Raw genomic sequence first — 12,806 nt, forward strand, 5'->3', positions numbered from 1 at the left:
GCCCTCAGAACGGCACCCGCCGGGGCTGGCGACAGTCCCCGGTCCGTTCCAGAATGACAGTGTACTGGTTTGGGGTGAGTTCCTGCTCGTCGGCGAACTGATCGACGTGGGGCGTGATCCCGTGCCCGAGCAGATCAGTGACCGATCCCGGCGTCGGGCGCTGCGGGACGAAGTTCGGGGGACGCGGGCCGAACTCGGCGGCGATCTCGTAGTTGCGCTCCTCCTCGAGTAGCGACCGGATGTAGGCCGCCTGAACGTCGCCGTTGCGGTAGTACGTGTCGTTTTTGAGATAGAGGAGGTCTCGGTATCCCAGTTGGATGTACTCCGGACAGGGATCAAGCGTCTCCTCGCCGTACGGGTGGCTGACAGCCATGCCGTGGGGGATCGCCGTGTCCTGCATGTTGACGCGGTAGAGTTCCATCGTCGCGTTGTCGGCGGCGTTCTCGGTCAGCCAGGACTCGGCCTCGTCGCGGGGCATCGACGCGAACCCGGCGACGCCGACGCCCGCGTAGATCCCGCTCGTTACGACGAGCAGGGCGATGACTGGTCCGCCGATCGACGGTCGTCGGTCACGGAGTCGGGCGAGTGTTCCACCGAGTAACAGGGCCAGGAGCGGAAACGTCGGCAGGAGGTGATGTACGCGGAAGTCGTGCCACTGCGAGAACATGACGACGTTCGCGACGAGGGCGACAAGCACCAGGGCGGTTCCGTCGAAGTCCGGGCCGCGTCGCCGGAGGTGGGCCGCGCTGGCGACGACGCCGGTCACTGCCGCCGCGAACAGCGGCAGGCTCAGACCAGTGAAGTACTGCCGGAGAAACCACCACCAGATGGGGGCGTCCGGTCCCGTCGGGTGGGACATGCGCGACGCCGAGCCGCCGAAGATCCGCCCCCATAGCAGATCGAATTCCCCCACGAGCGCGGTCGGAAAGCCCAGGACGATCGCGGCGAAGCCGAGCAGCGCACCGCTGCCGAGGAGGGCCGGCGCGAAGAGCGCCTCCGTCCAGTCGTCACCGGCGTTCCGGGCTCGAAGGAAGTGACCGACGCCGATCAGCAGGATGATCGGTGCCGCCGTGAGTTTGAACGCGATGGCGACGCCGCCGAAGAGGCTCCCCGCGAGGAACAACGCGCCGTCGCCGGTCTGAACGTACCTGAGAACGAGGTAGAGCGCGAGCAACACGAAAAACAGCGCCGGCATGTCCTCGCCGCCCTCGTGGGCGATGGTGAGGAAGCCGAACGTGACGGTCAGCAGGACGGCCGAGAGCCGACCGGCCGTCCGGCCGTAGGTCGCGACGCCCAGGCGATAGGTGAGGTACACACAGCCGACCGCGAACAGGACGTTGAACAGCCGGACGAGGCCGAGGCTCCAGGTCCACACCCATCGGGGCGTTGCCTCCCAGGACGGGTAGAAGCCGAACTCCCAGCTCGGTCGGACGAACGCCTCGAACAGGTCGAGCTGTCCGGTCAGGAACGCAACGATCGCCACTGGGAGGACGGCCAGGCCGAAGAGATAGAAGGTCGCGCCGAACGGGACGCGCCCCCAGACGACGCCTTCCCTGAGCGACTCGTAGCTCGGCTCGGAGATGACGTGGCCGTAGGCGACCAGCGAGTCCATGAGCCGGCTGTGCTCGTCGCGGGTCGCGAAGTTGGGGATGCGATGCCAGAACCAGAAGCCCGAGAGGACCGTCGCAGCAAGGAGGATGAATTTGAGGTACGGGTCCGTCCTGAGATCGTCCGCGAACTGTCCGACCCCCTGTGCGACCAGGCTACGGATGCGGCCTCCCATTGGTGTCAGGTCAGCCAGGTGTCGTAAAAAACAACCGTTGTTCGGAAGCGCCGGGCGCTACCACGGCGGCGTTCGCGACTCGTCACACGGGCCCTCGTGTTCCATGATGAGCGTGTACTGGTTCACCGTGAGTTCCTGTTCGTCGCCGTACTGGTCGCTGTGCGGGTTGATACCGAGGGCGACGAGGTCGGCGAGCGACCCGGGCGTCGGCCGTTGGGGGACGTAGTTCGGGGGCCGGGGGCCGAACTCGGCGGCAACCTCGTAGTTGTACTCCCCGTCCAGGAGCGCCCGGACGTACCGGGCTCGCGCGTCCACGTTCGAGTCCACGTCGTACCCCCGCTGGTCGTCGGGCACGTCCCTGAGATAGAGCAGGTCCTTGTAGGTGAGTTGGATGTAGTCGGGACAACGCTCGACGTCGGTTTCGTTCGGGTCGGCCCAGATCGGGTTGAGCGCCATCCAGTGGGGGACCGCGATCTCCTGGAAGCCGTGGAAATACCCCTCCATCGTGTCCGACCGGTCCGCGTGTTCGTTGAGCCACGTTCTCGCCTCGTCCCGGGGAAGGGTGGCGTAGCCGGCGGTGCCCGCGCCGGCGTAGAGCGCAGTCGTGAGGAGGAGCGCGGCGAGTACCGGGGCGGCGACCGACGGCCGACGGTCGCGGAACCGTTCGAGCGCACCGGCGGTCAACAGCGCGACGAGCGGGAACGTCGGCAGGAGGTGGTGAACCCGGAAGTCGTGCCAGGTCGCGTACAGGAGGAGATACAGCCCGAGACACCCCAGCAAGAGCGCGGTACCGCTGAAGGCTCTGGTCGATCCTCGATCGTCACTTGCCCGCAACGTGCGTAGATGGAGGGCGCTCGCGAGTACGCCCGCGATGCCGGCGAGCAAGAGCGGAATCCCGAGCCCGCTGACGTACGTCCGGAGGAACCACCACCACGTCGGGGCCGTCGGACCGACAGCGAGCCCGGTTCGCTGACTGGTGTGGCCGAACAGCCGGCCAACTACGGGCTCGACGTGCCCGACGAGCAGGGTCGGGAACCCGACGGCGAGCGCGACGGCCCCGACCCCGGCACCCGAAAGCAACAGTCGCGGTCGCCAGAGGGCCCGACGCAGGGGCGTCGATTCGGCCCGTGCTCGAAGCAGAACGGCGAGGCCGACGACGAGCACGATCGGTGCCGCCGTGAGTTTGAACGCCAGCGCCACGCCGCCAGCCGCGCTCGCCCAGAGAAACAGGTCACGCCGTCCGGTCTCGACGTATCGGATCAGCAGGGTGAGCGCGAGCAACAGGAAAAAGACCGCCGGCATGTCCTCGCCGCCCTCGTGGGCGAGTTTGACGAAACCGAACGTGAGCGTCAGCAACACGGCCGCGAGCCGACCCGTGGCCCGGTCCCGGAGGTCGACCCCGATCCGGTAGGTGCAATAGACCGAGGCGACGGCGAACACGACGTTCGTGAGCCGGGCGAACGCGAGGCTCCACGTCCAGATCCACTTGGGCGTCGCCTGCCAGACCGGGTAGTACCCGTACTCGCTGCTCGGGAAATGGATGGCCTCGATGGCACTGAGGTCTCCGGTGATCGCCGCTGCCAGAACGACCGGGAGCAGCGCGAGCGCGTAGACGTAGAACGTCGCGCCGAACGGTTCCCGACCCCACGCGACGCCCTGGCGGAGGCTCTCGATACTCGGGTCTTCGAGCACGGAGCTGTAGGCGACGAGCGGGTCGAGGAGGCGGTCCCGTTCGTCCCACGTCGCGAAGTTCGGGAGCCCGTGCCAGAACCAGAAGCTACAGAGAACAAGTGCGAGGCCGAGGACGTAGACGAGATACGGGTCCGTGCGGAGGTCCGAGCGGAGTTGCCGGAACGCGTTCGCGAGCGGTCGCGGAGGGACCTGCATCGGTCCCGGATACGAAACGACTGCAGTTAAACTGACGTTTTTCGACCAGCCGCAGTACCCCACCGACGGGTCGTCCTGTCACTCGGCGTTCGCGTCTGCTGTGGCCCCGTCTCGGACGAACACGGCCATCCCGGTGTCGAAATCAGCCATTCCCTGTCCCGAGAGTTCGGCCCGCCCGACCGCGAGCAGCGGGCCGTCGTCGTGGACGACCAGCACCTCGTCGCCCGGTCTGATCGCGTCGTCGGCCGACTGGACGAACTTCGCGAAGGCGTTGCGTCCCTCCCGGACGTAGGGTTCGCTCTCGTCGCCCAGGACGACACGGTGTCGGGGGGCGTTGAGCCCCGCCTGGAGTCGGCGGCCGCCCGCGGTGCCGAGTCTGAACCGCCCGTCGACGCCGTAGGTGACGAGTCGCCCGGCGTCGGCGACCACCTGGTCCGGGCGACCCGACGTGCTGCGATACACCGTAAGGTCCTCGTCGTCGGGAAAGAGCGTCGAGCCGGCCCCAGCGCCGAACTGGTAGTCGGCGACCCGCTGGAGCATCCGGCGCTCGTCGGTCTGCATGGCTGACCCGAGCGGACCCACCGACAAAACACCTTCCACCCACCGGTCCGTGTTGCTGACTGTTACCACGAACCAATAGATGCAGTATCAATCATAAACGATCATGCCACAGGCAGGCAGTTTGGATGGATTTATACCAGATTACGGCGTAACCCGTGATAATATGCTATCAAGCACAGCCAAGATCGCAGTCGGTGTGGTGCTGCTGGTCGTCAGCAGCGCGCTGATTCTCGGGGCGGGCCTGCAGGGGAGTCCGGTTCCGGTGGCGGCCGCAGCCGTCGCCTCGCTCGGCCTGGCCGCCGGGTCGCTGCTGGTGGGCACCTCCGAGGGCGGACGTCCCGTTTAGAGCAGGAACGTCTCTTTCTCGGCGCTCAGATCCCTGAACTCGTCGGCAGCGGCGACGAGTTCCTCGGCGGTCGACTCCTCGAAGGCCATCACTTCGACCTTGCAGCCCTCGTGTTTCAGGTGGCGACAGAGCCGCGAGAAGTCGCCGTCGCCGGTACAGAGAATAACCGTGTCGACGTGGTCGGCCAGTGACACCGCGTCCAGGCTCATTCCCACGTCCCAGTCGGCCTTCTTCGAGCCGTCGCCGAAGGTCTTGATCTCCTTGGTCTTGGCTTCGAAGCCGATGTCGACGAGCGCCTCGAAGAAACTCTCCTCGTCTTCGGCGTTGGCGCGGATGACGTAAGCGATCGCACGGGTCAGTTCGCGGCCACGGACTCCCTCTTCCAGGAGGGAGGCGTAGTCGATGTTTCGCGTGTAGAGACTCCGGGCGGTGTGGTAGAGGTTCTGCGCGTCGGCGAGCATCGCCACGCGCTGCCCGGGGTGAACGTCCGTCATGCTCGCTTTTTGCAGACGGTGTGTGATATGGTTTTGTGTCTGCCCGCTCGCCAGGGGTCCGGTTCACGTCAGCCTTCGTCTCCCTGGTCTGTGTCGGAACCATCTTTTCGCCGAGAGACGCTCGAACCAAACGTAATACGGGGAAAACGTTTTTTCGCTTGTGGTTCGGTTTCTCTACGAGCAGATGGAGGACCCCCCGCCGATCGAAGTGTTGCTCGACCACGCACAGGACAAGGTCGTGTTGCTCGACGGGGAGGGTCGATTCAAATACGCCAACGGAGCTGTCGAGCGAATCCTCGGCTACGAACCCGCCGATCTGATCGGTGAGAACGCCTTCGAGTACATCCACCCCGACGACGTGGACGAGGCCGAAACCGCCTTCGAACGGACGATCACGAGCGAGACCTTCACCGAGACGATGGTCGAGTACCGCTTTCGGGCCGAGGACGGCTCGTGGGTGTGGCTCGAAAGTCAGATGTCGAACCTTACCGACGAAGACCTCGACGGCTACGTGGTCAGCTCGCGGGACATCTCGGACCGCGTCACCGCCGAACGCTCGCAGGCGGTGGCGGCGAGGCGACTCAGGGAACTGGCGGCGACGACCGACGACGTTCTCTGGATGTTCGACAGCGACTGGACCGAACTCCTGTTCGTGAACCACGCCTACGAAGCGGTCTACGGCCTCCCCATCGAGGAGATCGAGTCCGATCCACGGGCGTTCGTCGACGCCGTCCACCCCGACGACGTGCCGCTGGTCGAAGAGGCGATGGCCCGTCTCTCCGACGGCAGGTCCGTGGACATAGAGTACCGGGTCAACCCTGCGGAGGACTACGACGTGTGGGTGTGGGTGCAGGCGATCCCCGTCGTCGAGGACAGCGAGGGACGGAGTCCCTCGGGCAATCGGTCACAGACCGATGGCGGCGAGGTGGTCCGCATCACCGGCTTCACCCGGGACATCACCGACCGTCGACAGCGCGAGCGCCAGCTCTACGTGATGGACAACCTCCTGCGTCACAACCTCCGCAACGACCTCACGACCATCACGTGCAACGCAGAACTCATCGAACAGCAGGTGCCCGAAGTGGCCGAGCAGACGGCGACCATCCGCCGGACGAGCGCGAGTCTCCTCGCCAGTGCCGAGAAAGAGCGCAAGATCATCGATCTGCTGACGACGGAGGCGACCCACCAGCGGGTCGAGATCGACGCCGCCGTGGAGACCGCGGCGGAGATCGTCGAGGATCGGTTTCCGGCAGTGTCGATCGAGCTGCCTCGTCTCGAGCCGGCGACTGTGGTTGCAGTGGCCGGTATCGAGGCGGCGATCCTCGAGTTGATCGAGAACGCTGTACAGCACAGCGAGTGCGAAGGGCCGACGGTCCGGGTGACAGCCCGCCGAAACGGCCAGCAGGTCGTGGTGCGGATCGAGGACGAGGCACCGCCGATCCCGGAGGTCGAAGCGCGGGTGTTGACCGGTGAGCACGAAATGAACGCCGTGTACCACAGCTCGGGGCTCGGCTTGTGGCTGGTCTACTGGGTCGTCGAACTATCGGACGGCGAGATCACGGTGACATCGGCGGGCGACCGGGGCAATCGTATCGAGATCGAACTGCCACGCGGCCACGGGTGAGGGGAGTCGGCCGCCGGAACAGCCACGCCGATCTGTCGTCGGAACGTATAAGTTCTCCCGTGTTGGCTATTCGGATATGAACCGGGCCACACGCGGACGTACCGGGCGGCGTGACAGCCGTCGGTGTGGCGCGGATCGCTTTTTCTCGAAACCGAAACCGACCGACGACGAGTGACTCACGGCGGGCGTAGCGCCCTCGTCGCGGGTCGGTTTCGGCGGTATCGGCAGACCACCACGCTCAAATCACAGCCACACCCAACCAACAGCAATGACACACGACACCTACACCGGCGTGTTCCCCGCGATGACCACGCCGTTCCACGAGGACGAGAGCATCGACTTCGAAACGCTACAGGACCACGCCCGATACCTCGAATCGGCGGGCGTCGACGGCCTGGTTCCGATGGGCACGACCGGGGAGAGCGCCACCGTCTCCCACGACGAACACATCGAGGTCATCGAGGCGGTCGTCGAAGCGGTCGACGACGTGCCGGTGATCGCCGGCTCGGGCAGCAACAACACGCGCGAAGCGATCGAACTCTCGCGGCGCTCGGTCGAGGCGGGCGCGGACGGCCTGCTCCTGATCTCACCCTACTACAACAAGCCCGAACCTGCGGGGATGGAGACCCACTTCCGACGGATCGCCGACGAGTTCGACGTGCCTCAGATCATCTACAACGTCCCCTCCCGGACGGGGCGGAACATCGCCGTCGAGACCGCCGTGAACCTCGCCGAACACGAGAACATCGTCGGCTACAAGGCCGCAAGCGGCGACATGAACCGCATCACTGAGGTCATCGAACGGACGCGGGAGGAGAACTTCTCGGTGCTGTCGGGCGACGACGCGATGACGCTCCCAATCATCGCCACCGGCGGGACCGGCTGTATCAGCGTCTCCGCGAACATCGAACCCGAGCGGACCTGTGCGATGGTCGGCGCGGCCGTCTCGGGCGATTACGAGCGCGCCCGGACCTACCACCACGAACTCGGGCCGCTGTTCCGCGCACTGTTCATGGTCTCGAACCCCATCCCGATCAAGGAGGCCATGGAGATCCGCGGTCACTACGACTCCGGCCGGATGCGCTCGCCGCTCTCCCGGATGGACGAGGCGGACCTGGAGCGTCTGCGCGAAGTGCTGGCCGACCTCGACGACGGTCAGGTGCCGGAAGTCGCGGAGGCCAGCGAATGACGACCGTCGCAGTCAACGGCGCGACGGGCCGGATGGGTCGGACCGTGATCGAGACGGCGGCCGACCGCGACGACGTCGACGCCGTCGTCGGATTCGACGTGGCCGACGCCGACGAGGTGCAGGGCGTCCCGATCCTCGACGCGGAGAACGTCGCCGAGGGACTCGCCGAATACGATCCCGACGTCGTGATCGACTTCACGATTCCGGAGGCGACACTCGCGCTGGCCGACGCCTGCGTCGAGGCCGGCGTCGGGATGGTCGTTGGAACGACCGGCTTCTCCGACGACGGGTTCGACCGGCTACAGGCGGCCAGTGAATCGGTCCCACTGTTGAAGGCGACCAACTTCGCACGCGGCGTCCACGCGCTCCTCCGGGCCATCGGCGAGGCGCTGGAGGCTGTCCCGGAGTACGACCTGGAACTGATGGAGACCCATCACAACGGGAAGGTCGACGCGCCCTCGGGGACCGCCAAGACCATCCTCGACACCGTCCAGGACCACCGCGACGTGGAACCGGTGTACGGCCGCGAGGGGCACGCCCCGCGAGAAGACGACGAAATCGGCGTGTTCGCGCGCCGAGCGGGCGACATCCGCGGCGAGCACGAACTCATCGCGGCGGGCAACGACGAGGTGCTGTCGCTCTCTCACCACGCCGAGGACCGGGGCGTGTTCGCGGCGGGGGCGCTCGACGCGGCCGACTGGCTCGCGGGCCGGGACGCCGAGTGGTACGAATTCGGTGACGTTATCGACGCGGAGTAAGGACGCGAACACATGAGTCTGCAATCCGACATCGAGGCGCTGTGGAACCGCTACGACGAGGGACTGACCGCCGCCGACGCCACCGCCGACGACCTGGGCGTCCTCGACGCCTTCCTCGAATCACTGGAACAGGGAATCGTCCGCGCCGCCGAACCCGACGGCTCGGGCGACTCGGTCCGAGAGCGCTGGACGGTCAACGAGTGGGTCAAACACGGTATCCTGCTCAACTTCGGCCTGCGCGATATCGAGGCCCGGACCCACGGCGGCGTCGACTACCACGACGTCCTGCCGCTCCGGGAGACCGCCGACATCGGCGAGCGCGGCTCCCGGAACACGCCCGACGGGACCGTCATCCGACGCGGTGCCTACGTGGGCAGCGACGCGATCATGATGAGCCCGTCGTTCGTGAACATCGGCGCGTACGTCGACGACGGCACGCTGGTCGACTCCTGTGACACGGTCGGCTCCTGCGCGCAGATCGGCGAGAACGTCAAACTCGGCGCGAACACGCTGGTCGGCGGCGTCCTCGAACCGGTCGAGGACAACCCCGTCATCATCGAAGACGGCGTGTCGCTCGGGGCCGGGACTCGCGTCACCTCCGGGTTCGTCGTCGGCGAGAACAGCGTCGTCGGCGAGAACACGCTGCTGACGCCGCGCATTCCGGTGTACGACCTCGTCGAGGATCAGGTGCTGTACGGCGAACTGCCGGCCGAGCGCCGGGCGTTCGCCCGCTACGTCGAGTCCTCGGTCAGCGACAACGACCTCATCCCCGGGGCGGCCTACAAGCCCGCCGTGGTCGCGACGGACATCGAGACGGAAACCCTCGAGGGGACCGAGCGCGAGGACGCACTTCGAGAATGACGACTGGACCCGCAGTCCGCCGGCTCTCCGCGTGGGACGCCGAGCGACTGCGCGGCCTCGCCGACGAGTACGAGACGCCACTGTACGTCGTCGATCTGGAGCGGGTACGGGAGAACGCGCGGCGGTTGCAGGCCGCCTTCACCGACGAGGAGATCAGCTACGCGGTCAAGGCCAACACGACCCGGGCGGTGCTCGACACCGTTCGGGAGACGGGCCTCGGTGCGGAGTGTGCCTCTGCTGGCGAACTCCAGCGGGCCATCGACGCGGGCTTCGCTCCCGAGGACGTTCGATACACCGCTGTCAATCCGCCGGACCGTGACCTCGACCACGTCGTCGAAATCGCCGCGGACAACGACGTCGTCGTCACGGTCGATTCGGCCGACACCTTAGAGCGCGTCGCCGACCGGGGCTTCGACGGGCGGCTCTGCATCCGCGTGCTCCCCGGCGTCGGGGCGGGCCATCACGAGAAGGTCTCGACGGGCGCGGCACCGAAGTTCGGCGTGCCCTACGACCGGGTCGCCGACCTCGCAGCGGACGCGGTCGACCGCGGCATGGACCTCGTGGGACTCCACGCTCACGCCGGGAGCGGCATCTCCGCCGAGGACATGGACGCCCATCGGGAACTGGTCTCGCGGATGGGCGACCTCGCGCGGGACGTCGTCGACGACGTGACCGACCTGGCGTTCGTCAACGTCGGGGGCGGCCTCGGCGTGCCCTACCGCGAGGACGAACCGCCGCTCGACCTCGATTCGGTGGCCGAGGCCACCCGTGCGGCGCTCGGCGACGTGGACGCACAGTTGGGAATCGAACCGGGCCGGTACGTCGTCGCCGACGCGGGCGTGTTGCTCGCGACGGTCAACACCGTCAAGGAGACGGCCGAAACGACGGTCGTCGGCGTCGACGCGGGGATGACGACACTTATCCGTCCGGCGATGTATAATTCGTATCACGAGATACGCTCGCTCGCACCCGAAGCGGCCGACAGGAAGACGGTACCGGCGATGGTCGCCGGGCCGATCTGTGAGACCGCCGACGTGCTCGGACGGGACCGTCAGTTGCCGGCCCCCGAACGCGACGACGTGCTGGCGGTCGGGAACGCCGGGGCGTACGGCTACGAGATGAGCAGCCAGTACAACTCCCGGCCGCGGCCGGCGGTCGTCGCCGTCGACGGACGGGAGTCGTCGATCGCGGTTCGGCGCGAGGAGCTCGCGGACGTAACCAGACTAGAACCATGGTCGGAGTAGAGAAATACCACGGGACGGGCAACGACTTCATCATCGTCGACGCGGACGAGGAGGTGCCGGACCGGCGGGCGTTCGCCGCGGACCTCTGTGACCGCGAGACGGGACTGACACACCCCGACGCGCTGAAGACGGGTGCCGACGGCGTCCTCTTTCTCGCGCTGGAAGACGAGTACTCGCCGCCACGGGTCGTGATGACGCTGGTCCAGCCGGACGGCAGCGTCGCGGCCATGTGTGGCAACGGGGCCCGCTGTGCGGCCAAGTGGGTCGCCGAGCGGACCGACGCCGACGAGGTCATGATCGACACCCAGGCGGGGACGCGTCGCGCCGAGATCACCGATCAGGGAGTCACCATCGAGATGGGGAAGCCCGCCTTCGAACCCGAGGCAGTCCCCGTCGATAGCGACGACCCGCTGATCGAGGCGGCGGTCGAGGGGCTGACGGTCACCGCGGTCAACACGGGCGTCCCCCACGCGGTGGCGTTCGTCGACGACGTGACAACGGTCGACGTCGGTGCCGTCGCACCGGCGGTTCGCGACGCCGAGATCTTCCCGGAGGGAGCGAACGTGAACTTCGCCTCCGAACGGTCCGACGGTGGGGCCACCGCCGTCCACGGCTTCGATCAGCGTACCTTCGAACGCGGCGTCGAGGCCGAGACCGACTCGTGTGGCACCGGGGCAGTGGCGATCACTGCAGCCGCAGAACGGCTCGACAAGGTCGAGGTGGGCGAGCGCATCCCCGTCCACCCGCCTGGCGGACGGCTGGTCGTCCAGTTGACCGAGGACGACGCGCTGCTCCAGGGGCCGGTCGAGCGCGAGTACGCCGGCCACGCCGCGTTGCCCGGTTCACAGCCGGTCGAGACCGACAGCGACGTGGACGCCGACGCGACCGGGGACGACTGATGGCCTTCGACGCGCTTTCCTTCCACGAAACCGCGGTCCAGACGCCTTCCCACGAGAACGTCTCGGAGATGCGGGAGTTCCTGGTCGAGACGCTCGAAGCGGAGGGGACGGCCCCCACCGTCGACGACGCCGGGAACACGCTCGCGACTCGCGAGGGCGACGCGTCGGGGCCGCACATCGTTTTGAACACCCACATTGACACGGTGCCACCGCACGTTCCCTTCGAACGGCGAGCGACGCCACCAGGCGTCGCTGACGGGTCGAGCGGGCAACGGCCGCGAGACGGCGACGTCGTCCGGGGGCGAGGGTCCTGCGACGCGAAGGGGCCGCTGGCCGCGTTGCTGACCGCGTTCTTCGAGGCCGACATCGAGGCCGGGCGGCTCACGCTGGCAGTCACCCCCGACGAGGAAGTGTACTCGACGGGAGCCGCGGCGCTCGATCTGGAAGCCGATGGGTTCATCGTGGGCGAGCCGACGGGCCTCGACGTCTGCAACGCGGCGAAGGGACGGTTCGAGGGGACAGTGACAATCGAAGGCGTCGCCGCTCACGCCGCGGAACCGGGGAGCGGTGCCAGCGCCATACGGGCGGCATCGCCGGTATTGCAGGCTATCGAGTCCTACGACGAGACCGTCGGGCCGCCCGAACACGACTCGCTGGGGCGGCCGACGCTCGAACCGACGGTCATCGATGGCGGCGAGGCGACGAACCAGATCCCTGCGGAGTGCCGGATTACGATCGACCGGCGGAGCGTTCCCCCGGAGACCCAGCAGGGCTTTCGTGAGCAACTGGAAGCCCATCTCCAGTCCTGGCTGCCCGATTCGCTGTCACTCTCGTTCGAATACACCGAGCGCGAGACGCCGTTTCTGGAAGCGTTCGCGACGCCCGCCGACAGCGAACTCGTCAACACGATGCAAGCGGCGGGAGCCGGCGAGGTTCGACCGTTCGGGGCGGCAACAGAAGCGTCCTACTTCGCCGAGGACGCCCCGACAGTCGTGTTCGGACCGGGCGTACTGGCCGACAATGACGGTGCCGTCGCCCACGCCGAACGCGAGTACGTCCGTCGCTCGGACGTCGAGCGTGCGGGCGAGATCGTCACGGCCGCAGTCGAGGACCTGCTCGGGTAGCCTCGGTCGCGAGATCCCGGCCGTCCCCGACGACTG

At 67.2% G+C, this 12,806-nt stretch carries 12 protein-coding genes; 8 read left to right on the plus strand and 4 right to left on the minus strand.

Going from position 1 to position 12,806, the window contains the following annotated elements:
* Positions 1-4 precede the first annotated feature (4 nt).
* The 3 genes from E2481_RS04105 to E2481_RS04115 all read right to left on the minus strand — a co-directional run bounded on the left by E2481_RS04105 (position 5) and on the right by E2481_RS04115 (position 4,231).
* Complete coding sequence (locus E2481_RS04105; protein ID WP_136715845.1) at positions 5-1,783, minus strand: ArnT family glycosyltransferase; 1,779 nt, start codon at positions 1,781-1,783, stop codon at positions 5-7.
* 57 nt (positions 1,784-1,840) lie between these two features.
* Positions 1,841-3,670 carry an ArnT family glycosyltransferase gene (locus tag E2481_RS04110; RefSeq protein ID WP_136715846.1) on the minus strand — a complete coding sequence of 610 codons (1,830 nt, stop codon included), beginning with the start codon at positions 3,668-3,670 and terminating at the stop codon, positions 1,841-1,843.
* A gap of 78 nt (positions 3,671-3,748) precedes the next feature.
* Entirely contained in the window at positions 3,749-4,231 is a 483-nt protein-coding gene (locus tag E2481_RS04115) for a PUA domain-containing protein (RefSeq protein ID WP_136715847.1), read from the minus strand.
* A 163-nt stretch (positions 4,232-4,394) separates the two neighbouring features.
* On the opposite strand from E2481_RS04115, the gene E2481_RS04120 reads away from it, so the two are divergent.
* Positions 4,395-4,577 (plus strand): hypothetical protein, encoded by a 183-nt coding sequence (locus E2481_RS04120; protein WP_136715848.1) that lies wholly within the window; start codon positions 4,395-4,397, stop codon positions 4,575-4,577.
* On the opposite strand, the gene E2481_RS04125 is transcribed toward E2481_RS04120, so the two are convergent.
* Entirely contained in the window at positions 4,574-5,071 is a 498-nt protein-coding gene (locus tag E2481_RS04125; RefSeq protein WP_136715849.1) for a LabA-like NYN domain-containing protein, read from the minus strand. The genes E2481_RS04120 and E2481_RS04125 overlap by 4 nt on opposite strands.
* Positions 5,072-5,255: 184 nt before the next feature.
* Between E2481_RS04125 and E2481_RS04130 the strand changes: the two genes are divergently transcribed.
* The 7 genes from E2481_RS04130 to E2481_RS04160 all read left to right on the plus strand — a co-directional run bounded on the left by E2481_RS04130 (position 5,256) and on the right by E2481_RS04160 (position 12,770).
* A complete protein-coding gene (locus E2481_RS04130) occupies positions 5,256-6,695 on the plus strand; it encodes a PAS domain-containing sensor histidine kinase (protein ID WP_169302366.1) in 1,440 nt (479 codons plus the stop codon).
* 268 nt (positions 6,696-6,963) lie between these two features.
* The gene (gene dapA, locus E2481_RS04135) at positions 6,964-7,884 is read left to right on the plus strand and encodes a 4-hydroxy-tetrahydrodipicolinate synthase (protein WP_136715850.1); all 921 of its coding nucleotides are present in this window, start codon (positions 6,964-6,966) and stop codon (positions 7,882-7,884) included.
* Complete coding sequence (gene dapB, locus E2481_RS04140; RefSeq protein ID WP_136715851.1) at positions 7,881-8,642, plus strand: 4-hydroxy-tetrahydrodipicolinate reductase; 762 nt, start codon at positions 7,881-7,883, stop codon at positions 8,640-8,642. The genes dapA and dapB overlap by 4 nt, the downstream gene beginning before the upstream one ends.
* A gap of 12 nt (positions 8,643-8,654) precedes the next feature.
* Positions 8,655-9,503, plus strand: coding sequence for a 2,3,4,5-tetrahydropyridine-2,6-dicarboxylate N-succinyltransferase (locus E2481_RS04145; RefSeq protein ID WP_136715852.1), 849 nt, complete (start codon positions 8,655-8,657; stop codon positions 9,501-9,503).
* Positions 9,500-10,747, plus strand: a complete 1,248-nt coding sequence (gene lysA / locus E2481_RS04150) for a diaminopimelate decarboxylase (protein ID WP_136715853.1) — start codon at positions 9,500-9,502, stop codon at positions 10,745-10,747. Before E2481_RS04145 ends, lysA begins: the two co-directional genes overlap by 4 nt.
* Positions 10,735-11,646: a diaminopimelate epimerase gene (dapF, locus tag E2481_RS04155; RefSeq protein WP_136715854.1), complete on the plus strand. Its 912-nt coding sequence runs from the start codon at positions 10,735-10,737 to the stop codon at positions 11,644-11,646. The genes lysA and dapF overlap by 13 nt, the downstream gene beginning before the upstream one ends.
* On the plus strand, positions 11,646-12,770 hold the full coding sequence (locus E2481_RS04160; RefSeq protein ID WP_136715855.1) for a M20 family metallopeptidase: 1,125 nt from the start codon (positions 11,646-11,648) through the stop codon (positions 12,768-12,770). The genes dapF and E2481_RS04160 overlap by 1 nt, the downstream gene beginning before the upstream one ends.
* Positions 12,771-12,806: the final 36 nt, after the last annotated feature.

The sequence above is a fragment of the Halorientalis salina genome, from assembly GCF_005049285.1.
GTDB classification, from domain to species: domain Archaea; phylum Halobacteriota; class Halobacteria; order Halobacteriales; family Haloarculaceae; genus Halorientalis; species Halorientalis salina.